At 65.1% G+C, this 25,380-nt stretch carries 32 protein-coding genes and 1 riboswitch; of the genes, 17 read left to right on the forward strand and 15 right to left on the reverse strand.

Going from position 1 to position 25,380, the window contains the following annotated elements; translation table 11 throughout:
* Positions 1-101: 101 nt before the first annotated feature.
* The 3 genes from A3AS_RS0114595 to A3AS_RS48315 all read left to right on the forward strand — a co-directional run bounded on the left by A3AS_RS0114595 (position 102) and on the right by A3AS_RS48315 (position 2,254).
* On the forward strand, positions 102-1,019 hold the full coding sequence (locus A3AS_RS0114595) for a hypothetical protein (protein WP_018318319.1): 918 nt from the start codon (positions 102-104) through the stop codon (positions 1,017-1,019).
* A gap of 305 nt (positions 1,020-1,324) precedes the next feature.
* A complete protein-coding gene (locus A3AS_RS0114600; RefSeq protein WP_018318320.1) occupies positions 1,325-1,747 on the forward strand; it encodes a hypothetical protein in 423 nt (140 codons plus the stop codon).
* 369 nt (positions 1,748-2,116) lie between these two features.
* Entirely contained in the window at positions 2,117-2,254 is a 138-nt protein-coding gene (locus A3AS_RS48315) for a hypothetical protein (protein WP_018318321.1), read from the forward strand.
* A 37-nt stretch (positions 2,255-2,291) separates the two neighbouring features.
* Here A3AS_RS48315 and A3AS_RS48320 read toward each other — a convergent pair whose 3' ends face one another.
* From A3AS_RS48320 to A3AS_RS0114620, 3 genes are all read right to left on the reverse strand, one after another.
* Entirely contained in the window at positions 2,292-2,438 is a 147-nt protein-coding gene (locus A3AS_RS48320) for a hypothetical protein (RefSeq protein WP_018318322.1), read from the reverse strand.
* Between the two features lie 197 nt (positions 2,439-2,635).
* Positions 2,636-3,115, reverse strand: a complete 480-nt coding sequence (locus A3AS_RS0114615) for a MaoC family dehydratase (protein ID WP_018318323.1) — start codon at positions 3,113-3,115, stop codon at positions 2,636-2,638.
* Positions 3,115-3,567 (reverse strand): MaoC family dehydratase, encoded by a 453-nt coding sequence (locus tag A3AS_RS0114620; RefSeq protein ID WP_018318324.1) that lies wholly within the window; start codon positions 3,565-3,567, stop codon positions 3,115-3,117. Before A3AS_RS0114620 ends, A3AS_RS0114615 begins: the two co-directional genes overlap by 1 nt.
* Before the next feature lie 167 nt (positions 3,568-3,734).
* Between A3AS_RS0114620 and A3AS_RS0114625 the strand changes: the two genes are divergently transcribed.
* Positions 3,735-4,031: a DUF4282 domain-containing protein gene (locus tag A3AS_RS0114625; protein WP_018318325.1), complete on the forward strand. Its 297-nt coding sequence runs from the start codon at positions 3,735-3,737 to the stop codon at positions 4,029-4,031.
* Positions 4,032-4,157: 126 nt separating this feature from the next.
* Here A3AS_RS0114625 and ychF read toward each other — a convergent pair whose 3' ends face one another.
* From ychF to A3AS_RS0114645, 4 genes are all read right to left on the reverse strand, one after another.
* On the reverse strand, positions 4,158-5,255 hold the full coding sequence (gene ychF, locus A3AS_RS0114630; protein ID WP_018318326.1) for a redox-regulated ATPase YchF: 1,098 nt from the start codon (positions 5,253-5,255) through the stop codon (positions 4,158-4,160).
* 5 nt (positions 5,256-5,260) lie between these two features.
* Positions 5,261-5,866, reverse strand: a complete 606-nt coding sequence (gene pth / locus A3AS_RS0114635; protein WP_018318327.1) for an aminoacyl-tRNA hydrolase — start codon at positions 5,864-5,866, stop codon at positions 5,261-5,263.
* 58 nt (positions 5,867-5,924) lie between these two features.
* A complete protein-coding gene (locus tag A3AS_RS0114640) occupies positions 5,925-6,635 on the reverse strand; it encodes a 50S ribosomal protein L25/general stress protein Ctc (RefSeq protein ID WP_018318328.1) in 711 nt (236 codons plus the stop codon).
* A 309-nt stretch (positions 6,636-6,944) separates the two neighbouring features.
* Positions 6,945-7,196 carry an accessory factor UbiK family protein gene (locus tag A3AS_RS0114645; RefSeq protein ID WP_011090176.1) on the reverse strand — a complete coding sequence of 84 codons (252 nt, stop codon included), beginning with the start codon at positions 7,194-7,196 and terminating at the stop codon, positions 6,945-6,947.
* A gap of 166 nt (positions 7,197-7,362) precedes the next feature.
* On the opposite strand from A3AS_RS0114645, the gene A3AS_RS0114650 reads away from it, so the two are divergent.
* The 6 genes from A3AS_RS0114650 (at position 7,363) to A3AS_RS0114675 (ending at position 12,730) form a co-directional block, all read left to right on the forward strand.
* Positions 7,363-8,100, forward strand: coding sequence for a dienelactone hydrolase family protein (locus A3AS_RS0114650; RefSeq protein WP_026202001.1), 738 nt, complete (start codon positions 7,363-7,365; stop codon positions 8,098-8,100).
* An 8-nt stretch (positions 8,101-8,108) separates the two neighbouring features.
* Complete coding sequence (gene lgt / locus A3AS_RS0114655; protein WP_018318331.1) at positions 8,109-8,954, forward strand: prolipoprotein diacylglyceryl transferase; 846 nt, start codon at positions 8,109-8,111, stop codon at positions 8,952-8,954.
* A 20-nt stretch (positions 8,955-8,974) separates the two neighbouring features.
* Positions 8,975-10,093: a class I SAM-dependent methyltransferase gene (locus A3AS_RS0114660; protein ID WP_018318332.1), complete on the forward strand. Its 1,119-nt coding sequence runs from the start codon at positions 8,975-8,977 to the stop codon at positions 10,091-10,093.
* Positions 10,090-10,857, forward strand: a complete 768-nt coding sequence (pgeF, locus tag A3AS_RS0114665) for a peptidoglycan editing factor PgeF (RefSeq protein ID WP_018318333.1) — start codon at positions 10,090-10,092, stop codon at positions 10,855-10,857. The genes A3AS_RS0114660 and pgeF overlap by 4 nt, the downstream gene beginning before the upstream one ends.
* Before the next feature lie 113 nt (positions 10,858-10,970).
* Positions 10,971-11,585: a hypothetical protein gene (locus A3AS_RS0114670; protein WP_018318334.1), complete on the forward strand. Its 615-nt coding sequence runs from the start codon at positions 10,971-10,973 to the stop codon at positions 11,583-11,585.
* Positions 11,586-11,776: 191 nt separating this feature from the next.
* Positions 11,777-12,730: a ribose-phosphate pyrophosphokinase gene (locus A3AS_RS0114675; protein WP_026202002.1), complete on the forward strand. Its 954-nt coding sequence runs from the start codon at positions 11,777-11,779 to the stop codon at positions 12,728-12,730.
* Positions 12,731-12,848: 118 nt separating this feature from the next.
* Here A3AS_RS0114675 and A3AS_RS0114680 read toward each other — a convergent pair whose 3' ends face one another.
* Complete coding sequence (locus A3AS_RS0114680) at positions 12,849-13,409, reverse strand: 6,7-dimethyl-8-ribityllumazine synthase (protein ID WP_018318336.1); 561 nt, start codon at positions 13,407-13,409, stop codon at positions 12,849-12,851.
* Between the two features lie 75 nt (positions 13,410-13,484).
* Positions 13,485-13,646: riboswitch (FMN riboswitch) on the reverse strand.
* Between the two features lie 433 nt (positions 13,647-14,079).
* Here A3AS_RS0114680 and A3AS_RS0114685 point away from each other — a divergent pair.
* Together A3AS_RS0114685 and proC are read left to right on the forward strand one after the other, a co-directional pair.
* The gene (locus A3AS_RS0114685) at positions 14,080-14,580 is read left to right on the forward strand and encodes a YbjN domain-containing protein (RefSeq protein ID WP_026202003.1); all 501 of its coding nucleotides are present in this window, start codon (positions 14,080-14,082) and stop codon (positions 14,578-14,580) included.
* 213 nt (positions 14,581-14,793) lie between these two features.
* Positions 14,794-15,621: a pyrroline-5-carboxylate reductase gene (gene proC, locus A3AS_RS0114690; RefSeq protein WP_198293699.1), complete on the forward strand. Its 828-nt coding sequence runs from the start codon at positions 14,794-14,796 to the stop codon at positions 15,619-15,621.
* A gap of 96 nt (positions 15,622-15,717) precedes the next feature.
* On the opposite strand, the gene A3AS_RS0114695 is transcribed toward proC, so the two are convergent.
* The 5 genes from A3AS_RS0114695 to A3AS_RS0114715 form a co-directional block, all read right to left on the reverse strand.
* On the reverse strand, positions 15,718-16,122 hold the full coding sequence (locus A3AS_RS0114695) for a thioesterase family protein (protein WP_018318339.1): 405 nt from the start codon (positions 16,120-16,122) through the stop codon (positions 15,718-15,720).
* A gap of 199 nt (positions 16,123-16,321) precedes the next feature.
* On the reverse strand, positions 16,322-16,588 hold the full coding sequence (locus A3AS_RS0114700) for a tautomerase family protein (RefSeq protein WP_018318340.1): 267 nt from the start codon (positions 16,586-16,588) through the stop codon (positions 16,322-16,324).
* Positions 16,589-16,643: 55 nt separating this feature from the next.
* Positions 16,644-18,164 (reverse strand): histidine--tRNA ligase, encoded by a 1,521-nt coding sequence (gene hisS / locus A3AS_RS0114705; protein WP_018318341.1) that lies wholly within the window; start codon positions 18,162-18,164, stop codon positions 16,644-16,646.
* 91 nt (positions 18,165-18,255) lie between these two features.
* Complete coding sequence (locus A3AS_RS0114710; RefSeq protein ID WP_018318342.1) at positions 18,256-18,780, reverse strand: YegJ family protein; 525 nt, start codon at positions 18,778-18,780, stop codon at positions 18,256-18,258.
* Positions 18,781-18,915: 135 nt separating this feature from the next.
* A complete protein-coding gene (locus tag A3AS_RS0114715) occupies positions 18,916-19,998 on the reverse strand; it encodes a branched-chain amino acid aminotransferase (RefSeq protein WP_018318343.1) in 1,083 nt (360 codons plus the stop codon).
* 336 nt (positions 19,999-20,334) lie between these two features.
* Between A3AS_RS0114715 and A3AS_RS0114720 the strand changes: the two genes are divergently transcribed.
* From A3AS_RS0114720 to A3AS_RS0114730, 3 genes are read left to right on the forward strand one after another with little or no spacing between them, the layout of a single operon-like run.
* Positions 20,335-20,877, forward strand: coding sequence for a MarR family winged helix-turn-helix transcriptional regulator (locus A3AS_RS0114720; RefSeq protein WP_018318344.1), 543 nt, complete (start codon positions 20,335-20,337; stop codon positions 20,875-20,877).
* A complete protein-coding gene (locus A3AS_RS0114725; RefSeq protein WP_018318345.1) occupies positions 20,874-21,605 on the forward strand; it encodes a response regulator in 732 nt (243 codons plus the stop codon). Before A3AS_RS0114720 ends, A3AS_RS0114725 begins: the two co-directional genes overlap by 4 nt.
* An 18-nt stretch (positions 21,606-21,623) precedes the next feature.
* The gene (locus A3AS_RS0114730; RefSeq protein ID WP_018318346.1) at positions 21,624-23,012 is read left to right on the forward strand and encodes an ATP-binding protein; all 1,389 of its coding nucleotides are present in this window, start codon (positions 21,624-21,626) and stop codon (positions 23,010-23,012) included.
* An 11-nt stretch (positions 23,013-23,023) separates the two neighbouring features.
* Here the strand turns inward: A3AS_RS0114730 and A3AS_RS0114735 are convergent, their stop codons facing one another.
* Both A3AS_RS0114735 and A3AS_RS0114740 read right to left on the reverse strand, forming a co-directional pair.
* Positions 23,024-23,554, reverse strand: a complete 531-nt coding sequence (locus A3AS_RS0114735; protein ID WP_018318347.1) for a DUF3617 family protein — start codon at positions 23,552-23,554, stop codon at positions 23,024-23,026.
* Positions 23,555-23,598: 44 nt separating this feature from the next.
* On the reverse strand, positions 23,599-23,898 hold the full coding sequence (locus A3AS_RS0114740; RefSeq protein ID WP_018318348.1) for a hypothetical protein: 300 nt from the start codon (positions 23,896-23,898) through the stop codon (positions 23,599-23,601).
* Positions 23,899-24,083: 185 nt separating this feature from the next.
* Between A3AS_RS0114740 and A3AS_RS0114745 the strand changes: the two genes are divergently transcribed.
* Both A3AS_RS0114745 and A3AS_RS0114750 read left to right on the forward strand, forming a co-directional pair.
* The gene (locus A3AS_RS0114745) at positions 24,084-24,545 is read left to right on the forward strand and encodes a hypothetical protein (RefSeq protein WP_026202004.1); all 462 of its coding nucleotides are present in this window, start codon (positions 24,084-24,086) and stop codon (positions 24,543-24,545) included.
* A 121-nt stretch (positions 24,546-24,666) separates the two neighbouring features.
* Entirely contained in the window at positions 24,667-25,359 is a 693-nt protein-coding gene (locus tag A3AS_RS0114750; RefSeq protein WP_018318349.1) for a ribonuclease T2, read from the forward strand.
* Positions 25,360-25,380 lie beyond the last annotated feature (21 nt).

The raw sequence follows: 25,380 nt of genomic DNA on the forward strand, positions 1-25,380 counted from the left end.
ATAAATCCGCATTGATGCAAGCAGACCGAATGGCGCATGGTCATCACCAAGGACCGCCTTATATTGGCGGACAACATGCGCTGGGGTTTGCGGGCAGGACGATGGAATTCTCGACAGGTTTCGGCTGGACCAGGCTGCCGGTGCTGGCGGCCGCGTTCATCTTGGGCTCAGTGCTGACGGTTTCGGCGCAGATCCTTCCGCCCTTCTCCCCACCCGCGGCAGCGCCAGACGAGGCCGAGACCGAGACGGCAGAGACCCCCGACGTCAACGACCCCGACGTGCTCAAAGGCATCGACGTCGACAAGCTCGACTGGAGCCAGCTCGCGGTCGATGCCGGCACCGGCATTGACCCGATCGCCGCCAAGAAGCGCGCCAAGGCCGCCGCCAAGGACGGCCTGGACTGGTCGTCGAACGCCAATGCGAACGGCTCCTCGGCGGTGACGGCGAAGCAATCCGTGTTCTCGTTCTGGGATACGCGGATCGGCGCCGACATGACGGTGACGAGCGAGCCGCGGACGATGTCCGAGCTGCTGGCGCAAAAGGCCACCAATGGCGGCAACCTGCCGCAATCCTCCGGCAGCGCCTGGGCGACGGCAACCGCGCCCGGCGCTGGAGTGATCTGGGACAAGACCGCGGTGGAAGCCCGCGTCGATCCCGGCTCGGAACAGAGCAAGCTCGGGGCCTCGCTGACCAAATCGATGCCGCTGTCCAGCGATACCTCGCTGACGCTGCAGAACGGCTACAGCGTCAACCAGCAGGGCACGAGTGCGGTCCCAGGCATCGGCGGCCACATCACCCGCAATTACGAGACCGACCAGTCGGCCAAGGTGACCCTCACCGACACCGGCACCAGCATCACCGCCGGCCAGTCGCTGTCGACCACCGACGATAAATGGCTGCGCAAGGTCGGCGCCGAGCAGAAGCTGTTCGACAATGTCACCGTCTCCGGCTCGGTCGGCGAGACCTCGCAAGGCGCGATCAACAAGAGCCTGACGGCGGGTTTCAAGAAGAGCTGGTAGGCCGAGCCTCCACTCTTTCTCCTCGTCCTGAGGGCGCTCCGAAGGAGCGCGTCTCGAAGGATCGAGGCCCTGCATGGTTCGAGACGCGCTTCGCGCTCCTCACCAGGAGGAGCTGGAACGGTGGCCGCCGCAGCGACGTTCACACTCTCCTAACCATACGCCACGGCAAAACCCCCGAATGGTCCGCCCTTGCCGCATCTCGGCCCATTTGCGGCCAAATTCCGGCGCCCTGATGCGGGCTGCCTCACAGACGTCGTCGTGCGGGGGACACTCGCGCTGCGCTCAACGCGAACAGGGGAATAACGATGAACGCCATGCGTCCGGAAAAGACCGAAACCGCCGAGACCGAGACGGTCGACACCAACCTCGCTGCAGTCACGGAAGTCGAAGCCGGCATCCGCGACTTCGTCCGCAACGACATTGCCTATCTGCGCCGTCCGGCGGCGGCGACCACCGACGCGCCCCCGCTCGATCCGAGCGCGGACGCCACCGTCACCAACGTCAACTCGCTGATCCAGCGCGTCGCCGGCACCTCGCTCGCCGAGATCGAGAATCTGATCTCGGAGCTCGAGAGCCTGCGTGACCTGCTGCATGCCGAGGGCCAGCGCGTCCAGCGCGAGATCTCCGGCTACGCCCAGCTCAGCCAGGCCGCGATGAAGTCGACCCGGATGATCGCCGACAACGTCGCGCAGTGGAAGCGCGCCGCCGACGGCCTGCGCAACAGCTAAGCACTGACATCACGCATCACCGGCTGCCGCGTTCCGCAAGGAGCGCGGCAGTTTTGATTCGGGATGTCGCCCCGGCGTAGCGGGTCCGGACGCTATCTCGTCAAAACAGGTGTCATCACCCGCGAAAGCGGGTGATCCAGTATTCCAGAGACGCCAGTGATTGAACCGAGACGCCGCGGCGTACTGGATGCCCCGGTCAAGCCGGGGCATGACGGCGGTGGGTGTGGCTGCGAAAAAGGTCGCGTAAGACGGTGGACGCACGTTCACACCGTCACCGTAGCCATGCGGCGCGCTATTGAACCCGCCGCGCCTTCCCGACGACCAATGCCAAGCGCCCGCTTCTCTTGCGGCCGGGCCGGGGGACATCTCATGGAAAGCATTCGGCCCGACAACACGGACCCGATATCGCTGCGGCCCGCGCCCAGTCAGCTCGGCACGATCATGCTGCGGTTCGTCGGACTGCTGGTGGTTGCGATCGCGGTGCTGGCGTTCGTCTATAGCCGCTGAGGGGGCCGCTTTCCGGCCCCGAGAGCTTAACAGATTCTTACCGGCTCGCGTCGACGGCCGAGGCTTCCAGGGTGTAGGCGCCATCGGCATAGCCCTTCACCACCATGCCGGCGACCAGCATCACGGCCAGCGTCGCGGTAGCGAAGATAAATCCAACAAACTTGAGTGCGCCGCGATCAGCCATGGTCCTCGTCCCCTGTCTCTGCCCAATTCGTTTCAATTAGACAGCGACAGGTTCATAATTAGTTAGCAACTCACTGGTTCCACCAAACTGCTTCGCGGTAACCATGTTGCGCAGGCTTATGGCAGCCGCCCGGAATCGCGTCCATAGCGCGCGGGCAACACTTGCGCACTCATTTGCCCGTTCATCTTGGAACAGATCTAACCGCTCTTCCGCATCGGCACGAAAGCGCTGGCGGTGATGGAATAGACGTCCTCGCCGCGCTGGTTGGTGCCGGTGGTGCGGGCGGTCAGGATGCCCCAGCCGGGGCGCGAGGCCGAGGTGCGCTTGTCGGTGACGACGTTGACGTAAGCGACGGTATCGCCGGCAAGCACCGGCCTGATCCAGCGCAGGTCGCGAAAGCCCGGCGAAGGCCCCCACACCGCAACCTCCTCGCCGCGCGCTACGGCCTCGCGCGCCAGACGCTGGCCGTCAGCGACAAGCAGGCTCATGCAGGCCGAGCCGACATGCCAGCCCGAGGCGGCAAGCCCGCCGAACAGCGAGTTCTTGCCCTCCTCCTCGTCGAGGTGAAAGCGCTGCGGGTCGAACTTGGCGGCGAACGTCTTGATGGAATCCGCCGTGAACGTATAGCTGCCGATCTCGCGGCGCTGGCCGATCGCGATGTCGTCGAAGAACCGCATCAGACCGCTCCCTCGCGCCGCTTGATCAGGATCGGCGAGGTCATCTCGGCGAGGGTCTGCCCCGCCGCGTTGCGCACGCTGCACTTGAACTTGACGATGCCGAGCCCGGGGCGGCTCCTGGACGTGCGCGCCTCCAGCACGTCGACGTCGAGCATGAGGTCGTCGCCCGGCCTGAGCGGCGAGAGCCAGCGCACCTCGTCGACGCCGGGAGACCCCAGCGACGCGGCGCGGGTAATGAAGCCGTCGGCCATCATCCGCATCATCAGCGAGCAGAGGTGCCAGCCCGAGCCGGACAGGCCGCGCAGCATGCTCTTGGCTGCGGCCTCCTCGTCCAGATGCATCGGCTGCGGATCGAACTCGGCCGCGAAGGCCAGAATCTCGTCGCGGGTGACGTGTCGCGGGCCGAATGTTCCGAACCGGCCGGGCGGGAAATCTTCGAAGGTCAGGGTCATCTTGGGATTGGCTAGCGGAAATGACAGATTGTGGCCGCACTTTGCGGCAATCTCAACCCGCCGGCCCGCATGGCTCGTGCTACATACGGGGTGGCGGCGTTGGTCTTGAGTCGGATCAACCGAGGGCCAAGATCCATTTACCAAGGCCCGATGCCCTGGGGAGAGCAATGTTTTCATTCAGCGATCTGTTTCAGTGGGACCGCTTCATCACGCCGACGATCATCAAGACCTTCTACTGGCTGGTGATCGCGCTGATCTGCCTGTTCGGCCTCTCCGGCATCTTCTCCGGCCTGGCTGCGATGGCGATCAGTCCGTTCGGCGGCTTCCTGGTGCTGCTGTCGTCGATCGCGAGCGTCGTCGTCGGAATCGTGTTCTCGCGCATCGCCGCGGAGCTGATCCTGATCGTCTTCCGCATCAACGAGCATCTCGGCGCCATCCGCGACCAGGGCAGCGGGATGCGGTGAGCGTCACGCACAGGTGCCGTAGGGTGGGCAAAGGCGCAAAGCGCCGTGCCCACGATCATTCCGCGAGATGAGAGAGATGGTGGGCACGCTTCGCTTTGCCCACCCTACAGCACCGATGTTGGTGTTTTACGTATTAAACCTGAAATGCATCACGTCGCCGTCGGCGACGACATATTCCTTGCCTTCGAGGCGGAGCTTGCCGGCATCGCGGGCGCCGGCTTCGCCGCCGAGCCCGACGTAGTCCTCATACGCAATCGTCTCGGCGCGGATGAAACCCTTCTCGAAATCGGTATGGATCACGCCCGCCGCGCCCGGCGCCTTGGTGCCGCGATAGATGGTCCAGGCGCGCGCTTCCTTCGGACCCACCGTGAAATAGGTGATGAGGTCGAGCAGCGTGTAGCCGGCGCGGATCAGGCGATCGAGGCCGGCCTCTTCGAGACCCAGCGTCTCCAGGAAGTCGGCGCGTTCCTCGCGCGAAATGGTCGCGATCTCGGATTCGATCTTGGCGGAGATGACGACGGCGACCGCGCCTTCCTTGGCGGCCTGCTCCTGCACCGCCTGGGAGAACGAATTGCCCGTTGCGGCCGAGCCTTCCTCGACGTTGCAGACATAGAGCACGGGCTTGGACGACAGCAGGCCGAGCATGCCGAAGGCGCGCTCCTCCTCCGCCTTGCGCTCGACGAGGCGCGCGGGCTTGCCTTCACGCAGCAGCACCAGGGTGCGGTTGACGAGGTCGAGCTGCTCCTTGGCGTCCTTGTCGTTGCCCTTGGCCTTCTTGGTGAGGTTGTCGACGCGCTTCTCGAGGCTGTCGAGATCGGCGAGCATCAGCTCGGTCTCGATGGTTTCGATGTCGGCAAGCGGGGCGATCTTGCCCTCGACATGGGTGATGTCGGAATCTTCAAAGCAGCGCACGACATGCGCGATCGCATCGACCTCGCGGATGTTGGCGAGGAACTGGTTGCCGAGGCCTTCACCCTTGGAGGCGCCGCGGACGAGGCCAGCGATGTCGACGAAGGTCAGCCGGGTCGGGATGATCTGGCCGGACTTGGCGATCGCCGCCAGCTTGTCGAGCCTGGGATCGGGCACGGCGACCTCGCCGACATTCGGCTCGATGGTGCAGAACGGATAGTTCGCGGCCTGCGCCGCGGCCGTCTCGGTCAGCGCGTTGAACAAGGTCGACTTGCCGACATTGGGCAATCCGACGATTCCGCATTTAAATCCCACGAGCGTTATTCCTTGCCGTTCTCGTCCTTGGTCAAAAATCCCTTCGCCTGCATGGCGAGATGCACCCTGTTGGCGAAGGTCGCATCCGTGCCCTTGGCGACCAGGCCTGCGTGCTCGGCCACCGCCTCGCACAGCGCCGACACCCAGTCGTTGTCGGCCTTGGCGAAGTCCGACAGCACATGGCCGTGCACCAGTTCCTTGACGCCGGGATGACCGATGCCGAGCCGGACCCGGCGATAGTCGTTGCCGATATGCGCCGAGATCGAGCGCAGGCCGTTATGGCCGGCGATGCCGCCGCCGATCTTCACCCGCACCTTGCCCGGCGGCAGCTCGAGCTCATCGTGAAACACGGTGACGTCGCCCATGGCGATCTTGAAGAAGCTTGCGGCTTCCTGCACGGCGCGGCCGGAATCGTTCATGTAGGTCGTGGGCTTGAGCAGGATCACGCGCTCAGTGCCGAGCGTGCCTTCCGAGGTCTCGCCCTGAAAACGACGGCGCCATGGTGCGAAACCATGACGCCGCGCGATCTCGTCGACGGCCATGAAGCCGATATTGTGCCGGTTACGTGCGTATTTTGCGCCGGGATTGCCGAGCCCAACAAAGAGTCGCATGACGCGGCGCGCCCCTCGCTCGGCGCGCGATCAGAGACCGCGCGCCAGCTTTGAGAGATTACTTCTTCTTGTCGCCGCCGGCGGGAGCCTTGGCAGCCGCGGCAGGAGCAGCAGCGGCCGGAGCCGCAGCGCCAGCCGCCGGAGCAGCCGCAGCAGCGCCAGGAGCTGCAGCCGCAGCGGCGGCCTTCTGCTCTTCGGCGTAGCCGGACGGCGGCACGATGGTGACGAGGGTTGCATCCTCGCGGGTCAGCGCCTTCACGCCGTTCGGCAACTTGACGTCGGACAGATGCAAGGAGTGACCGATTTCGAGCGAGCCGACATCGGCCTCGATGTACTGCGGAATGCTCTCGACGCCGCATTCGAGCTCGATCGCGTGGGCGACGATGTTGACGGTGCCGCCGCGCTTCACGCCCGGGGACGTTTCCGCCTTCACGACATGCAGCGGCACGCTGATGCGGATGGTGGCGCCTTCGCCGAGCCGCATGAAGTCGACATGGATCGGGAAGTCCTTGACCGGATCGAGGTGGTAGTCGCGCGGAATCACGCGGTGCTTCTTGCCCTCGAGATCGATGTCGACCAGCGTGGTCAGGAACCGGCCGGCGAGGATGCGCTGGCGCAGTTCGCGATCTTCGATCGAGATCGTGACGGGGGGCTGGTTGTTGCCATAGATCACTCCGGGCACTCGCCCGGCGCGACGCTCAGCCCGGGCGGCCCCCTTGCCGCTCTTCGGACGTGCGGTCGCCTTCAATTCCTTGACGGTCGTCGCCATGTCGTTAAGTCCTTGTTTTTGCAAAAGTTAATGGGCCGCAGCGCGGCCCATGGCATCGTTCGCAGCAAGCCTCCAGGGGTGCGGGGGCCACGAACTGGCGGGCTTTTACCCGGAAGATGCGGAAATGACAAGGAGAATGGGCGGCACCCTCCCCTGGAGGGGGAGGGTCGGCTCACATTGAGCGCAGCGAAATGTGAGACGGGGGTGGGGTGATCTCTCCCCACGGGCACTTTCGACGCGGAGAGACCGTCACCCCGCCCCGCTCGCGCTACGCGCGATCCACCCTCCAGGGGAGGGTAAGAAGGGCGCCTACCCGCCGAGCTTGGCCTCCAGCGCCGTGATGCGCGCCTTCAGCGCCTCGTTCTCCTCGCGGGCGAGGCGGGCCATGTCCTTGACCGCCTCGAACTCCTCGCGCTTGACCAGATCCATGTCGCGCAGAAATTTTTCGGCCTGGGTGCGCATCACCGTGTCGAACTCGCGCTTGACGCCCTGCGCGGCGCCGGCGGCATCGTTCATCAGGCGGCCGATCTCGTCGAAAAACCGGTTGTTGGTCTGGGTCATTTCGGCCTCCTGGCAGCTCCGATAAACTTTGCGCGAACGCTCCAAAACACAATGGCAATCCGATTAGGCCGGTTCAAGGCCCGATCGGCGGTATCCTTGTCATGCCCCGGTTTCCTTGCAATCGTATTCAACGTCCCTGCATAAGAAGAATCACAAGGCGCATGAGATGATCGACCAGCAGATCGCGATCCCCACCAGGGACGGCCACACCGCAACCTTCATCAGCCATCCCGAACGCGGCGGGCCTTTTCCGGTCATCCTGTTCTACATGGATGCGCCCGCGATCCGCGAAGAGCTGCGCGACATGGCGCGCCGGCTCGCGACCTCAGGCTATTACGTGATGCTGCCGAACCTCTATTACCGCTCCGGCGTGATGGAGCTCGGCGCGCTGCCGGCCGACCCGAACGCGCCGGAGCGCAAGCGCATGTTCCAGCTGATGGGCTCGCTCACCATCCCCATGATCATGGACGACACCAGAGCGCTGCTCGCCTATGCCGAGGGCCAGGCGGCCGCGAACACCAAGCTGGTCGGCACCGTCGGCTATTGCATGAGCGGCCGCTACGCCATCAACGCCGCCACGCATTTCCCCGACAGCGTCAAGGCGGCCGCCTCGATCTATGGCGTGCAGCTGGCAACGGATCAGGACGACAGCCCGCATCTGGCCGCGGCTAAGACCAAGGCCGAGCTCTATTTCGCCTGCGCCGAGACCGACGTCTACGCGCCGCCGGAGATTATCGAGAAGGTCAAAGAAGGCATGAACGGCGCCAAGGCCGAGGTCGAGATCTATCCCGGCACGCATCACGGCTTCGCCTTCCCCAAGCGCCCGGTCTATGACCGCGACGCCGCCGAGCGGCATTGGGAGCGCCTCTTGGCGCTCTATCGCCGCAATCTCGTCCAGAAATAGAAGGCGAGATGCAGCTTCTTCTCATCGACTTCCCCGCCTTCAAGCCGATCGCGCTGGAGATCGGGCCGTTCGCGATCCGCTGGTATGCGCTGGCCTATATCTGCGGCATCGTGTTCGGCTGGCTCTATGCGCGCTCGCTGCTGAAGAAGGAGCGCCTGTGGGGCGGCCCCGCGCCGATGTCGCTGCTGCAGATCGACGACTTCATCCTCTGGGTTACGCTCGGCATCATTCTCGGCGGCCGCACCGGCTACGTGCTGTTCTACAATCTGCCTTTCTTCATCGATCATCCCGCCGCGATCTTCCGGTTATGGGAGGGCGGCATGTCCTTCCATGGCGGCTTCCTCGGCTGCGTCGTCGCGGTGATGTTGTTCGCCTTTCGCAATGGCATCTCGATCCTGTCGCTCGGCGACATCACCACCGCGGTCGCGCCGGTCGGACTGCTGCTCGGGCGCATCGCCAACTTCATCAACGGCGAATTGTGGGGCCGCGCCACCGATGCGAGCCTGCCCTGGGCGATGATATTCCCCAGCGATCCCACGCAACTGCCGCGTCATCCGAGCCAGCTCTACGAGGCCGGCATGGAAGGCATCCTGCTGTTCACCGTGCTCGCGGTGATGATCCGGCTCGGCGCGCTGAAACGGCCGGGCATGATCCTCGGCGCCTTCATCCTGATCTACGGTCTGACCCGGATTGCCGGCGAGCACTTCCGCGAACCGGACGCGCAGCTCGGTTTCCTCTGGGGCGGATTAACCATGGGCATGCTGCTGTCGATCCCGATGCTTATCGTCGGCGGCATACTTATTGTATTGGCAGTCAGGCGCGGTGCGCCGAAGCCCGCAGGGGCCGTTCGTTAATTCATTTCGAGAAGATAGCCGTGACCGAACAGCCGCTACTCAACGAGATCAAGGCGCTGATCAAATCCTCAGGTCCCATGCCGGTCTGGCGGTACATGGAACTGTGCCTGATGCATCCGCGCCATGGCTATTACGTCTCGCGCGATCCGCTCGGGCGTGAGGGCGACTTCACAACCTCACCCGAAGTCAGCCAGATGTTCGGCGAGCTCTTGGGACTATGGACCGCCTCGGTGTGGAAGCAAATGGGCTCGCCGCAATTCCTGCGGTTGATTGAGCTCGGCCCCGGCCGCGGCACCATGATGGCGGACGCGCTACGCGCCCTTCGCGTGCTGCCGCCGCTCTACCAGGCGCTTCATGTCCACATGGTCGAGGTCAATCCCGTCTTGCGCGAGCGGCAGAATGCGACGCTGTCAGGCGTGCGCAACATCGCCTGGCACGACAGCATCGACGACGTGCCTGAGGGACCGAGCATCATCCTCGCCAACGAATATTTCGACGTGCTGCCGGTCCACCAGATGGTCCGCCACGAGAACGGCTGGCACGAGCGCGTGATCGAGATCGATCCCAACGGCAAGCTTCAATTCGGCGCGGCGTCCGAGCCGACGCCGCGCTTCGACGTGCTCCTGCCGCCGCTCGTGCGCGCCGCACCCGTCGGCGCCGTGTTCGAATGGCGCCCCGACGGCGAGATCATGAAGCTCGCCACGCGCGTGCGCGACCAGGACGGCGCGGCCCTGATCATCGATTATGGCCATTTGCGCAGCGACGCCGGCGACACCTTCCAGGCGATTGCGCGCCACACCTTCGCCGATCCCTTGAAGGCGCCGGGCCAAGCCGACGTCACCGCTCATGTCGACTTCCAGGCGCTGGCGCGCGCGGCCGAGGACGTCGGCGCGCGCGTGCACGGGCCGGTGACGCAAGGCGACTTCCTCAAGCGGATCGGCATCGACACAAGGGCCGCCGCCTTGATGCAGAAGGCAACGCCGGAGGTCGCCACCGACATTTCGATCGCCCTCAAGCGGCTGACGGACACCGGGCGCAGCGGCATGGGCTCGATGTTCAAGGTGCTCGGCATCTCCGAACCGCGGCTGACAGGCATTGCCGGCCTCAGCGATCTCGAACAGGCCGGAGAAGCCTCATGACGCTCGCTTCGTCGCTGCTGTCGGCCGTGCCCGGCCTGCGCCACTCGTTCTTCACCCGCGAAGGCGGCGTCTCCAGTGGTATCTACTCGGCGCTGAACGGCGGCCTCGGCTCCAACGACGATCAGACCCTTGTCGCGGAGAACCGCCGCCGCATGGCCGAGCATGTCGGCGTCGCGCCGGCACGCTTCCTCAGCCTGCACCAGATCCATTCACCCGACGTGCTCGTCGCAGAAGCACCGTGGCCGAACGGGCCGCGGCCGAAGGGCGATGCGCTGGTGACGAACACGCCCGGCATCGCGCTCGGCGTCTCCACTGCCGATTGCGGGCCGGTGCTGTTCGTCGATCCCAACGCGCGCGTGATCGGCGGCGCGCATGCGGGGTGGAAGGGCGCGCTGACGGGCGTGCTGGAAGCGACGATCGCGGCGATGGAAAAACTCGGCGCGACGCGCAGTGGCATCATCGCCGCGATCGGCCCCTTGATCCGCCAGGACAGCTACGAGGTCGGCAACGAGTTCGTCGCGCGCTTCATCGAGGCCGATGCGGACAACGCGATATTCTTCATACCCTCGGTGCGCCAGGGACACGCGATGTTCGATCTCGCCGGTTTCATTCGCAAGCGGCTGGACGCCGCCGGCATCCTGATGATCGACGATCTCGGCGTCGACACCTACGCCGACGAGCGCTTCTTCAGCTATCGCCGCTCGGTGCATCGCAAGGAGCCGGATTACGGCCGCCACGTTCACGCAATCGCGCTCGAAGCGTGAACACAGCGGCAACCCCGTCTCATTCCGGGGCGATGTCCCGTTGCGATGACAGTGGCCTGTGTCGCCTCCGCCCTAGACCTTAATCGATTTTAACGATATCGCTGCCCTCCATAATGAGGGACGCGTCATTCATCCTGGGCCGCGCGGGTTCGCGCGTGCTGGCGGTCGTGCTGCTCGCGGCAGCGACTGCGCTTGGCGGCTGCGCCGGCGGCGGTGGGGCCGCCAACTCCTATGCAATGGCGCCGACCGCCGGCTCCGGGGCAACGGTCGCCTTCGAATCGATCGACGGGCCGCCGCCGCAGGTGTTCGACCGCATGGTCGGCGTGCTCGACAGCGAATCCAAGCTGCGCAGCCTGTCCGTCATCTCCCGCGAGGGGACCGCCGCCTACCGCGTGCGCAGCTATCTCTCCGCCCAGGTGGTGCGCGGCAAGACGGTGATCGCCTGGGTCTGGGACGTCTACGACGCCAACCAGCAGCGGGCGCTGCGCCTCTCCGGCGAGGAACCGACCTCGGCCAAAGCCGGCCGCGATCCGTGGGCAGCAGCCGACGACCTCGTGCTGCGGAAGATCGCCCAGGCCGGATTCAGCGGACTTTCCAACATGATCAACGGAACGCCGGATACCCCGGGCACGGCTCCTGGCCTGCGGGGCCCGGCGGTGGCGAGCGTGATCCCGCAGGCCCCGGTGGCGGAGATGCCTGCCACGGCACTCGGCTATGCCGAACGATAACCCCCGCTAAACCACGGCCTCGAGTTGCGGCCAAGCCGTTGGCCCGACTCAGGATTTCGAAGGGAAAACGTAGCATCCCGGGTTGCCATTGCAGCCCCCGGCCTGATATTTCCTCGCCCGTTGTAACCGTGCTTCCAGTGGGATCTGAGATGTTGAACGTCGTATCCAGCAAAGCGCGGGAGGAAGCGTCTATGTCGGCCAAAAACGGCTCCATCAAGCTCGTCGCCGGCAACTCCAATCCGGCCCTCGCGCAGGCGATTGCGCAGGGCCTGGACCTGCCGCTGACCAAGGCGGTGGTGCGGCGCTTCGCCGACATGGAGATCTTCGTCGAGATCCAGGAGAACGTCCGCGGCTCGGATGCCTTCATCATCCAGTCGACCTCGTTCCCGGCGAACGACCATCTGATGGAGTTGCTGATCATCACCGACGCGCTGCGCCGCTCCTCGGCGCGCCGCATCACGGCGGTGCTGCCCTATTTCGGCTACGCCCGGCAGGACCGCAAGTCGGGCTCGCGCACGCCGATCTCGGCCAAGCTGGTCGCCAATTTGATCACGCAGGCCGGTGTCGATCGCGTCATGACGCTCGATCTGCACGCCGGCCAGATCCAGGGCTTCTTCGACATCCCGACCGACAATCTCTATGCCGCGCCACTGATGGTGCGCGACATCAAGGAGAGGTTCGACCTCTCCAAGACGATGGTGATCTCGCCCGACGTCGGCGGCGTGGCCCGCGCGCGCGGCCTTGCCAAGCGCATCAATACCCCGCTCGCGATCGTCGACAAGCGCCGCGAGAGGGCGGGCGAATCCGAGGTCATGAACGTGATCGGCGACGTCGCCGGCTACACCTGCATCCTGATCGACGACATCGTGGACTCCGGCGGCACGCTGGTGAACGCGGCCGACGCGCTGATCGCCAAGGGCGCCAAGGACGTCTACGCCTACATCACCCACGGCGTGCTCTCCGGCGGCGCGGCCGCCCGCATCGCGGGCTCGAGGCTGAAGGAGCTCGTGATCACCGACTCGATCCTGCCGACCGACGCGGTGACCAAGGCGCCGAACATCCGCACGCTGCCGATCGCCAGCCTGATCTCCGACGCGATCGCACGCACCGCCGCGGAAGAATCCGTGTCGAGCCTGTTCGACTAGTTTTTCCGATCCGAAAGTCTCGTAGGGTGGGCAAAGGCGCAAAGCGCCGGGCCCACCTTTTCTTTTGTGATGAAGGTGGTGGGCACGCTTTCGCTTTGCCCACCCTACGGCAGTCCGCCTACCCCACGATCCCCGCCGCGACCTGGCCGCGCAGGCGCTCCAGGCCGAGCAACGTCTCCGCACAGGCAGCCGCGACCTCGACGCCCTTGATCGCAAAATGCTTGCGGAAGAAGTCGTAGTGCACCTCGGTCTCGTGGAATTGCTGCGGCGTCAGCACCGCCGAGAACACGGGCACTTCGGTACGCAGCTGCACGTCCATCAAGGCCTTGATCACGGTGTCGGCGACGAACTCGTGGCGATAGATGCCGCCATCGACGACGAGGCCGGCCGCGACGATGGCGGTGTAGCGCCGCGTCTTGGCGAGGACCTGCGCGTGCAGCGGGATCTCGAACGAGCCCGGCACCTCGAACACGTCGACATGGGTGAGATGGCGCGCCTCGGCCTCCTTGATGAAGGCGATGCGGGCCTCCTCGACCACGTCGCGGTGCCAGCAGGCCTGCACGAAGGCCACCCGCTGCGGCTTGGCAAAGCGCGGGTGGTCGGGCGCCGGGTCTTGCGGAACCGGCGGTTGGGTGGCTTCGGAAGTTTCGGTTTTGGGGTCTTGCAGCATCTGATTCATGGCTTTCCTTCTTAAGGACCAGAATCAGGGCACACGGAACGACAAACAGCCGCATCTTGCGATGCGTCTGCCTCCGACCGTTCTCTTTCATCCGGACTCTAACCGTCGGCTTCGGAGTTGCACCGAATCTGCTGACCCTTCCCCTCGGCAAGAAAGACCTAAGGGAAGGCGCTCGCGGGCTTAGGCCTTTCGGCCCTTACCGCCGGTGGGGACTTTCACCCCGCCCTGAGAACATCGGCCGTCCGGGATGAACGGCCTGGCTGGAAATATGCCGCCAGCCGGCGGCCGCAGCAAGCGTGTTCCGTATGGGCGGATCGCATGGTCCCATGTCATTCCCGCGGGAGCGGCCCTCGCGGGACGGAATTAACGAATGGCGCCCTCCCCCGCGAATCCGATTCCGGTTTGTTCTCATCCATCCGGATCGAGGACTTCCCTCCGTTAAGAATTGTGGCGGAGATGAGCTGTGGACGAACGAGTCCTGGCTTGTGGACGGACTCGGGACCCCGTTGCGCAGATTCCGCAAATCACATCACTTGATCCGCGACAGGCCCGCGCTGATCCGAGGGATCGCAAGACTCCGAGGGGACGCCGTAGCGACGTTTAGGGAGCGCGCGCCGGGCCCAACCGCGTGCGTATCAAAGACAACAAGAAGGCAAGAGGTCGAGACGGCATGTCCCTGCTCGAAGGCACTATCGATTCCAAAAGCCATCCGCTCGCGGTGGTCGAGGATATCGCTGCCAGCAACAACTGGCCGTTCGAACGCTCCGGCGAAGACGAACTCACGATTGTCTCCAAGGGACAATGGACCGATTACCAGCTCTCCTTCACCTGGATGGGCGAGATCGAGGCGCTGCATCTGGCCTGCGCGTTCGACATGAAGATTCCGGTTGCGCGCCGCAGTGAGGTGCAGCGGCTCGTCGCCGCGGTCAACGAGCAGCTGTGGGTCGGTCATTTCGATCTCTGGACCAACACCGGCATGGTCATGCACCGCCAGGCCCTGGTGCTGCCGGGCGGGCTCACCGCCTCGACCGCGCAATGCGAGGCCATGCTCGCCGGCGCCATCCATGCCTGCGAGCGCTATTTCCCGGCGTTCCAGTTCGTGGTGTGGGCTGGCAAGACCACGACCGAAGCGATGGACGCGGCGATGTTCGATACGGTGGGAGAGGCGTAGGACCCTTAAGGAAGCCAACACTCCCTCCTCCTGTCGTCCCGGACAAGCGAAGCGCCGCTCCGGGACCCATACAGCGTGATGCCTCTTGTGGCACGCGGCTTGTTGCCAACACCTTCATCCACTAGAACCGCCTGTGGTGACGCGACGAGCGCAAGCGCTCGCGCGGGGGTCCCCGCGTTCGCAGGGACGACACCTTTTGCTTGGGTGATTACAGTGGCTAACAACAGCACTCTTCAAAACATCACCGGCACCATCCTCCTCGCCGGCGCCGGCAAGATGGGCGGCGCAATGCTGACCGGATGGCTGGCGGGCGGACTCGATCCGCGTCGCGTCGCGGTGGTCGATCCGCACATCTCGCCCGAGATCACCGCCCTTGCCGCCAAGGGCGTTGCGCTCAATCCCGAAGTAGCGACGGCCGGCCAGGTCGAGACGCTGGTCGTCGCGGTGAAGCCGCAGATGTTCCGCGAGGCCGGCGCGAAGCTAAAAGCGTTCGTCTCGGACAAGACGTCGGTGGTCTCGATCATGGCGGGAACCACGATCACATCGCTCCAGGAGGTCTGCGGCGGCGCCGTGGTGCGCGCGATGCCGAACACGCCGGCCGCGATCGGCCGCGGCATCACCGTTGCGGTCGCAGCCAAGAACGTCAGCGCCGGGCAGCGCGCGGTGGCCGATGCGCTGCTGCGCGCCACCGGCTCGGTCGAATGGGTCGATGACGAGAGCCTGATGGACGCGGTCACGGCCGTCTCCGGCTCCGGCCCGGCCTATGTGTTTCTGCTCGCCGAAGAGCTGGCCCGCGCCGGCGTCGAAGCCGGACTGCCTGAGGCGCTGGCAATTAAGCTCGCACGCGAGACCGTCGCCGGCTCCGGCGAATTGCTGCACCAGTCGGAGCTGCCGTCGAGCACGCTGCGCCAGAACGTCACCTCGCCCGGCGGCACCACGGCCGCCGCGCTCGGTGTGCTGATGGGCGAGCCGGGTCTGCGCGACCTGATGATCCGCGCGATCGCGACGGCGACGAAGCGGTCGAAGGAATTGGCGAAGTAAGCAGGTGCCGTAGGGTGGGCAAAGGCGCAGGGCGCCGTGCCCACGATCTTTCAATTGTCTCTCCGGAAGCCGTGGGCACGCTTCGCTTTGCCCACCCTACGGCGTCGTGCCCGCGGCGAGCCGCCTGTTGAACATCTCGACATTGACGAGCCCGCGCGCGTGGCGGCCTTCGCCGAGCTTGCGCGTGCCCTCGAAGGCCTCGACCTCGAAGCGGATGACTCGGCGTTCGACGGCGACGACCTTCGCGGTGGTCCGCACCGTCGCGCCGACGAGGGCGGCTGCGAGATGGCGGATGTCGACCTCGGTGCCGACAGTGACCCAGCCAGGCTGAAGCGCAGCGCGGATCGCATCGCCCGCCGTCATCTCCATTTCCAGGATCATCATCGGCGTCGCGTAGACAAACGGCATGCCCGGCACGAAGTGCCCGACCGTGCGCTCCGCCGGGACCACCAGCGTGCGCTCGGCATTCATGCCGACCTTGATGAAATCGCGTGCGTCCATGGGGGCCTCACACACGGTGTCGTCCCGGACAAGCGCGCCTTATGTGCGCGCCGATCCCGGACCCATAACCACAGGACGTCGTGGTTTCGGGGACTCGGAGTTACCGCTTCACCGCATAACCACTCCCTGTGGTTATGGCTCCCGGATCTGCGCTGACGCTTGTCCGGGACGACAGCGGTGATTGACGCTACAGCGCTGGCTACTTCTTCGCCGCCGCCGCGCGCTCCACGAACGTCTTGCCGCCCTTCATCTTGTGGCGGAGCGGGGCTTCGTTGATCTGGATGACGACGGCATCGGCATCGACGCCGAGATTCTTCACCAACGCCTGGGTGATGTCGCGCATCATGCCGGCCTTTTGCTCGTCGGTGCGGCCTTCGGCCATGCTGACAGTGATCTCAGGCATCGTCTTCTCCCTGTTGCTGTCGTCATGGCCGGGCTTGTCCCGGCCATCCACGTGCTCATCCATCAAACAAGACGTGGATGCCCGGGACAAGCCCGGGCATGACGGCTTGGCGGAATGGCTATCCCCACTTTACGTCATGGCGGGCCAGGACCTCGCGCACCTTGGCGACGAGATCGGCTTCGCTGCATGAGAACTGCGCCGGGCGGCTCTCGCGCCATTCCTGGTTGGAAGCGATCGCAGCCGCCGCCTTGGCGCCTTCGATCAGATCCTTGATCTGCAGCTCGCCGCGCGCCTTTTCATCCGAGCCCTGGATGATCACGCACGGTGAATTGCGGCGGTCGGCATATTTGAGCTGATTGCCCATGTTCTTGGGATTGCCGAGATAGAGCTCGGCGCGGATGCCGGCGGTGCGCAAGCTTGCCACCATCTTCTGATAGTCGGCGACGCGGTCGCGGTCGAACACGGTGACGACGACGGGCCCGAATTCAGGCTTGTTGTCGAGCTTGCCGAGCAGCGTCAGCGCGGCCTGCAAACGCGAGACGCCGATCGAGAAACCGGTCGCCGGCACCGGCTCGCCGCGGAAACGTGAGACGAGGCCATCGTAACGCCCGCCCCCGCCGACCGAGCCGAAGCGCACCGGGCGGCCCTTCTCGTCCTTGGTCTCGAGCAGCAGTTCGACTTCGTAGACAGGACCGGTGTAATATTCGAGACCGCGCACCACGGAGGGATCGATCTTGATGCGGTCGGCACCGTAGCCCGACGCAATCACCAGCTTGGCAATCTCCTCCAGCTCGCTCACGCCGGCCTGACCGACTTCGCTCTTGGCGAGGTAGGTTTCGGCCGCGGCAATGGCCTCTTTCCAATCGTCGCGCGGCTTGGTGATGGCGAGCACGACATCAGCCTCCGCCTCGCTCAAATTGGCGCCCTTGGTGAAGTCGCCCTTGCCTTCCTCGCCGCCGTCCCATCGTCCGGGACCGAGCAGCTTGCGCACTTCGTCGGCGGAAAACTTGTCGAGCTTGTCGATGGCGCGCAGCACGGTCAGCCTACGGCCTGCGTTCTCGTCGCCACCGAGCCCGATGGCTTCCAGCACGCCGTCGAGCACTTTGCGGTTGTTGACCTTCACGACATAGGAGCCGCGCGCGATGCCGAGCGCCTCCATCGTGTCCGCAGCCATCATGCAGATCTCGGCATCCGCCGCCGGCGTCGCCGAACCGACCGTGTCGGCGTCGAACTGCATGAACTGCCGGAAGCGGCCCGGGCCGGGCTTTTCGTTGCGGAAGACATAGCCGACCCGGTAGCTGCGGTAGGGCAAGACCAGAGCGTCGGTGCCGTAGCGCTCGCCGACATAGCGGGCGAGCGGCGCCGTCAAATCGTAGCGCAGGCTGATCCACTGCTCGTCGTCGTCCAGGAACGAGAACACGCCCTCGTTCGGACGATCCTGGTCGGGCAGGAACTTGCCGAGCGCGTCGGTGTATTCCATCGCCGGCGTCTCCACGGGCTCGAACCCGTAGAGCTCGTAGACGGCGCGGATCTTCTCCACCATCTCGCGCGTCGCCCGGATCGCGGCGGGATCGCGATCCTCGAGCCCGCGCGGCAGGCGCGCCTTCAGTTTCTGGGGTTTTTTGGGTTTCTCGGCCATGCGCGGCGTTTACCAGCCGGGGCGCGAGGCGGCAACCGGCCTGTGTTCTGCACCTCGCCCCGCTTGCGGGGAGAGGGGAAGAGACCTTCCTTTACGGCCGCTCCATCCGTGCCCTCAGGGCATCCGCGTCCGCCTTCGGCAGCGACTTCAGCGTCGGCTTGATGGTTTCGCCGCCGACGATCTTGCCGTTGCGCATGAACATCCAGTCCGAAATGTCGGCCTCGGTGAACTTGACCTCGTCGCCGGCCCGCTTGCCGGGCAGGTCACGCGGTTCGTTGGCGAACAGACCGGAATAGGTCCCGTCTGGCCGCTTCTTCACCTCGCCGATCCAGATGTGCTCACCGCCCTTGCGGGTCGAGAAGCGCACCTTCAGGGCGTGCCCGGCCTCCGACGGCTTTGGCGATTGATAGGAGGCCCAGAAAGTCGGCAGCGTGCCGCGGGCGCGCGCGATCGCGGCATTCATCTCGGGATCGCTGGTGCGCACATCGACGATCGGCGAGCGGTCTTGCGCGACCACCTCATGCATCGGGCCGATGGTCAGGATGCCGAAAACGGAGACGCCGGTGATTGCGGCGAGAACGACCCATTTCATGGGTTGGGAGAGTTTCGTTGCCATGGTCGCGATGTCCTGATGTCCAGATGTGTCCAGACTTTGTCGCATGTCGGCAACGGCACGTTCAGTGCACGAAAAACCACAAACGATGCGCGTTTCCCCTCTCCTCACGAAAGGAGAAACGCGCATCGCCGCATCTCAAAACACCTTGCGGATCCAGTTATGGGGATCGTTGGTGCGGCCGTACTGGATGTCGACGAGCTGCTTGCGCAGGCCCATGGCGACGGGGCCGGCGGCGCCGCCCGAGATCTCGAAATCGCCGCTCACCGAGCGCACCTTGCCGATTGGCGAGATCACGGCCGCGGTACCGCAGGCAAACGCTTCCTTCAGCTTGCCGCTGACCGCATCCTTGCGCCACTGGTCGAGCGAATACGGCTCCTCGCGCACGGTTTTGCCGGCATCCTTGGCGAGCGCGATGATGGAATCGCGGGTGATGCCGGGCAGGATGGTGCCGAGCGGCGGCGTCGAGAGCGAGCCGTCGTCGAACACGAAGAACACGTTCATGCCGCCGAGCTCCTCGATATAGCGGCGCTCGACCGCGTCGAGGAAGACCACCTGATCGCAGCCATGCTGGATCGCTTCGGCCTGGGCACGCAGGCTCGCGGCATAATTGCCGCCGCACTTGACCGCCCCGGTGCCGCCGACGGCAGCGCGCGTGTAATTCTCCGAGACCCAGATCGACACCGGCGCAGGCCCGCCCTTGAAGTAGGAGCCGACCGGGGAAGCGATGACGGCGAAGATATATTCGGACGACGGCTTGACGCCGAGGAAGGTCTCGCTCGCGATCATGAAGGGCCGCAGGTAAAGGCTGCCCTCGCCGCCCGGCATCCAGGCGCGGTCGATGCGCACGACCTGCTCGACCGCCTCGATGAAGACGTCCTCGGGCAGCTGCGCCATCGCCATGCGGTCGGCCGAGTCCTTGAAGCGCCGCGCATTGGCGTCGGGACGGAACAGGTTCACGCCGCCGTCGTCACGCTTGTAGGCCTTCAGACCCTCGAAAATTTCCTGGGCGTAGTGCAGCACCGCGCCGGCCGGATCGAGCTGGAAGTTGGCGCGTGCCTCGATCTTCGCCTCGTACCAGCCGCCCTTTGCCTGATTGTAGCGCACGATCGCCATGTGATCGGTGAAGACCCGTCCGAAGCCGGGGTCCACCAGCCTGGCCACGCGGTCTTTCTCGGACGTCGGATTGGATGCGGGCTGGATGTCGAATTTCATGCTCATGTCCTTGCCTCCCGCTGCCGGTGGCGACGCCGTTCTGGCGCCGGCCTGCCCCTTTCGGGTCCGGCTGGCTTGATTGGTTTTAGGCCGGACCACCGCCAGCCTTGTTACGGCCGGTTTCCGTGGCCAGCATATCGCCGAGGACATGCTTTTGCGGAAGGCGGAAGTCCAGTATGTTTTGCCGAAACGCCGCTCGACAATCGCACGGTAGATCTGATCCGGCCGTCGTCGCCTGTCCGGCTCTCTCCAGCCGCCCTGCTTCGATGCCACCCGCGCGAAACGATCTAAAATTTCGTGCTGGTCAATCGTTTTGTAACATTGAACCCAAGATACGTCAATATGCCTGACATAAATTTCGCGACTTCCTCTCACGACGCCGCCGAGCCCAAGCCGGCCGCACACGACGGAGGCAATTTGCGCTGGGATATCATCGAGCTACTGTTCTTCGCCTATCGCGACTTCGTCGGCGACCCCGACCAGGAGCTGGAGGCTTTCGGCTTCGGCCGGGCCCATCACCGGGTCATGCACTTCGTCTACCGCTATCCCGGCCTCAAGGTCGCCGATCTGCTCGACGTCCTGCGCATCACCAAGCAGTCGCTCGGCCGCGTGCTCAAGCAGCTGCTGGACGAGGGCTACATCGTGCAGAAGACCGGCGACAATGACCGCCGCCAGCGCCTGCTCTACGCGACGCCGAAGGGCGAGGCGCTGGTGCAGAAGCTCGCCGGTCTGCAGACCACGCGGATCACCAAGGCGCTCGCCGAAATGGGTCCGCAGGATGCCGAGACGGTCAAGCGCTTCCTGCGCGCGATGATCGATCGCGACGATCCGGACAAGGTGCTCGAGACGATCTTCGCTTCCGTCAACCACGACGCCAAGGAGTGACCGTGACGCTCGCTGCCACTCTCGCCCGCCCGCCGGCACGCCCGGCCGATGACGCGCCGCATCTGCTGCTCGTCGACGACGACCGCCGCATCCGCGATCTGCTCTCGCGCTTCCTCGCCGCCGAGGGCTACCGCGTCACCACCGCCGCGAGTGCCGGCGATGCACGCTCGAAACTGCAGGGCCTGCATTTCGACCTCTTGATCCTCGACGTCATGATGCCCGGCGAGACCGGCTTCGATCTCGCCCGCTTCATCCGGACATCCTCCTCGGTGCCGATCGTGATGCTGACGGCACGACACGAGGCGGAAGCGCGCATCGAGGGCCTGCAGATCGGCGCCGACGACTACGTGGCGAAACCGTTCGAGCCGCGCGAGCTGGCGCTGCGCATCAACAACATCCTCAAGCGCGCCGCTCCGCCGCCGCAAGCCACGGCGGTGGAGAAGATCGCGTTCGGTCCCTACGTCTATCATCTCGATCGCGGCGAGCTGCGCCAGGGCGAGGAGGTCATCCACCTCACCGACCGCGAGCGCGAGATGCTGCGCATTCTCTCGGAGACGCCGGGCGAGACCGTGCCGCGCAGTGCGTTGACCGGCAACGGCAGCGTCAACGAGCGCGCCGTCGACGTGCAGATCAACCGCCTCAGGCGCAAGATCGAGACCGACCCCGCCAATCCGCTGTTCCTCCAGGCGGTGCGCGGCATCGGCTACCGGCTGGTAGCCTCGCCATAGATCAGTGAAGCGCGAGCGATGAGCACGATCGATACCGGCCTGACGCTGCTCCGAAGCGCCGCCGGCCGCGTTTCCGCCGCCAATGGCTGGATGGGCAACGCGTTCAAGGGCTGGATGCCGACCGGCCTCTACGCCCGCGCGCTCCTCATCATGATCGTGCCGATGGTGGTGCTGCAATCGGTCGTCGCCTTCGTGTTCATGGAGCGGCACTGGAACACGGTGACGCGCCGACTGTCGGCCGCCGTGGTGCAGGACATCGCCGCGCTGATCGACGTCTACAAGGGTTATCCGCAAGATAAGGATCGCGACCAGATCCGCCGCATCGCGCAGCAGCGCCTCGGCCTCGTCGTCGACTTCCTGCCCGCCGGCGACATGCCGCCGCCGGGACCAAAGCCGTTCTTCTCGCTGCTCGACCAGACGCTGTCGGTGCAGCTCGGCCGCCAGATCGGGCGCTCGTTCTGGATCGACACGGTCGGTCGCTCCAATCTGGTCGAGATCCGCATCCAGCTCGACGACGCCGTGATGCGCGTGTTCGCGCAGCGCAGCGCCGCCTATGCCTCCAACTCGGAGATCTTTCTGTTCTGGATGGTTGGCACGTCGTCGATCCTGCTGATCGTCGCCGTGCTGTTCCTGCGCAACCAGATCAAGCCGATCCTGCGCCTCGCTGACGCTGCCGAAAGCTTCGGCAAGGGCCGCGAGGCGCCGAACTTCCGCCCAAGGGGCGCGCGCGAGGTGCGGCGCGCAGCGGTCGCCTTCCTCGAGATGAAATCGCGCATCGAGCGCACCATGGAGCAGCGCACCGCGATGCTCGCCGGCGTCAGCCACGATCTGCGCACCATCCTGACCCGCTTCAAGCTCGAGCTGGCGCTGATCGGCGATAGCCCCGAGCTCGAGGGCATGCGCAAGGATGTCGACGAGATGTCGATGATGCTGGAGGACTACCTCGCCTTCGCCCGCGGCGATTCCGGTGAGCAGTCGCAGCCGACCGACATGGCGCAGGCGCTCGAGGAGCTGCGCAGCGATGCCGAGCGCCACGGTCATACCGCGACCGTCGCCTTCCACGGCCTGCCCGTGGTGACGGTGAAGCCGGCCTCGTTCAAGCGCTGCCTTGCCAATCTCGTCACCAACGCGGCGCGCTACGGCAAGGCCATCGCCATCACCGGCCAGCGCGATCACCGTTATTTGACCGTGACGATCGACGACGACGGACCCGGCATTCCCGCGCATTTGCGCGAAGAAGTGTTCAAGCCGTTCCTGCGGCTCGACAACGCCCGCAACCAGGATGAAGGCGGCACCGGCCTCGGCCTCGCCATCGCCCGCGACATCGCCCGCTCGCATGGCGGCGACATCACGCTTGGCGACAGCCCGATGGGGGGACTAAGGGCGAGCGTCAGGATACCGGTGTAGCCGCCGTAGCCCTACTTCGGCAGCAGCGCCTTCAGCTTATCCATGTCGCGCACGTTCATCTTGAAGCCGCCGGGCATCACGATGTCGCCGGGCTTCTGGTCGGGCTTGCAGGCCCCAAGCCATTTGGCTTGCAGCGTCATGGTGGTATCGCGCCCCGCAGCGCCGGCGACACCGCCTTGTGCGTGCGAGGAGGTCTTCACCGTATAGGCCGAGTTGAAATCGCCCGTGATCTCGGCATGCGAGGTCGTGCTGACGCCGGCGACGCTGCACTCGGAATCGCTGACATAGCCGGCCGCGGTCTTCTTGATCTCCTGCTTGGCGCAGATCTGCTTGGCCATCGGGGAGACGTTGTTGCTCATCTCCTTGTCGACGGTCTCGTCGGTGCAGTGCTGCATGGTCATCTCGGGCACGGGCGAGCCTGATGTGACCAGCTTCATCTCCCAAAGACCGGCCTTGCGGACCGGCAGGTCGTCGGCGCACGCCACGCCTGCAGACAACGCAAGGCAAAGGGTCGAGCCGAGCAAAGCGAGTTTGCGCGTCATGTGAGAGGCTCCCGGCTGAGAAATTGCAGGCCTGCGACAGCGCCTCAATAGAGCGTGCGGATCGGCTGGTCGGCGGCGCCATAAGGCACCCAGCGGCAGGAGAACGAGATGTAAGCGCCCTCATAGGCCTGCACCGCCAGGAATTTCACGACCTTGCCGTAGCGCGCGCAGTGATCGACCGCGGCCTGCCGGGCATCGACCTGGGTGGCCATCGAATAGGCGATGATGCCGCCGGTGTCATTGCCCTTGAACGGCGGCACATAGTCAGCGCGCGCCGACTGGCTCGCCATCATACCCGAGACAACCAGGCTGGCGAGAAGACCCGCGGCCGCAATGATTCGCATTCCCGTCACTCCAATTGGCTGGCGGGCAGTTTACGGTGCCGGGAGGGAAGTGGAAAGAACCCAAGCTCTGCCAACCACGAAGTTGTGGTCAACTCCTGGCGAAGTGTTGCCGCGCTGCACTTGACCTCCCCCGGCCTTCGCGGCACCGTCCAACCTTCGCAAGACTTTAGCTGTCCGGATTGACCATGCGCGCCCCCTTCCTGAAATTGCTCCGCTATGCCGCCGTGCTCGGCCTCATGTTCGGAGCGATGTCGCTCGGTGAGGCCAGGGCCGCCAATCCGCTGGAGCTGAACTTCTGGCTGAGCGGCCCGCGCTATGACGGCGCCGTCGCCGATTGCGACCGGGCGCTGCCGACCATCGCCACCCAGTTCTGGGAAAAGGAAAGCACGTTCTGGAATTCCTCGTTGAGGATCACCAGCTTCGCCGCCGTTCGCGAGACCGCATTCCGGCCCTGGCAGTCCGACAATATTCCCCGCCGCTATTGCACCGGCGAGGCCATGCTCAATGACGGCAAGGTGCGCAAGGTGCACTTCTCGATCATCGAGGATGGCGGCTTCGCCGGCTATGGCAACGGCGTCGAATGGTGCGTGGTCGGGCTGGACCGCAACTGGGCCTATAATCCGGCCTGCCGCGCCGCCAAGCCCTGAGCAGGAAGCCCTGATTCGAGATGATCGAAGGCGCCGAACGGTGGTCGCCCCGAATTTTGTTCTTGAAATGTTCCTATCGCCTGCTAGGCTTCCTCGCACAGTCTAGTTGAGGGGCGTTGCCATGTTTCATTCCAGATTGCATTCGTTTTCCCGTCTCGTGATCTCCCTGACCCTTGCCGCCGGACTGGCCTTGTTGGCCGGGAGCGCGAACGCCCAGGACAAGCGGCAGAACGCGCCCGGCGAATTCGACTTCTATGTACTGTCGCTGTCGTGGTCGCCCTCGTTCTGCGAGGAGGCCGCCGAGCGTGGCGGCCGCTCGCAGATCCAGTGCAGCGGTCGGCCCTACGCCTTCGTGGTGCATGGGCTGTGGCCGCAATATGAGACCGGCTTCCCGGAATATTGCCAGCGGCCCGCACCGCGGCTGAACCGCAGCATCGTCTCCTCGATGCTCGATTTGATGCCGGCGCCGGGCCTGATCTTCAACGAATGGGACAAGCACGGCACCTGCTCGGGCCTCGAGGGCCGCAACTATTTCGAGACGATCCGCAAGGCGCGCGCTGCGATCAAGATCCCGGCCGAATATCTCGATTTGTCTCAGGCCAAGACCGTGGCACCGGCGGAGGTCGAGGAAGCCTTCATCAAGGCCAATCCGGGGCTGAGCAATGCCGCCGTCTCGGTCACCTGCAACCGGACGCGGCTGTCCGAGGTCCGTATCTGCCTCAGCAAGGACCTGCAATTCCGCGCTTGCGACGAGATCGAACGCCGCACCTGCCGCCGCGATCAGGTGACGATGCCGCCGATCAGGGGCGGATAGGATTTGTTCGCCGTCATTCCG

This window comes from Bradyrhizobium sp. WSM2793 (assembly GCF_000379585.1).
Taxonomy (GTDB): Bacteria; Pseudomonadota; Alphaproteobacteria; order Rhizobiales; family Xanthobacteraceae; genus Bradyrhizobium.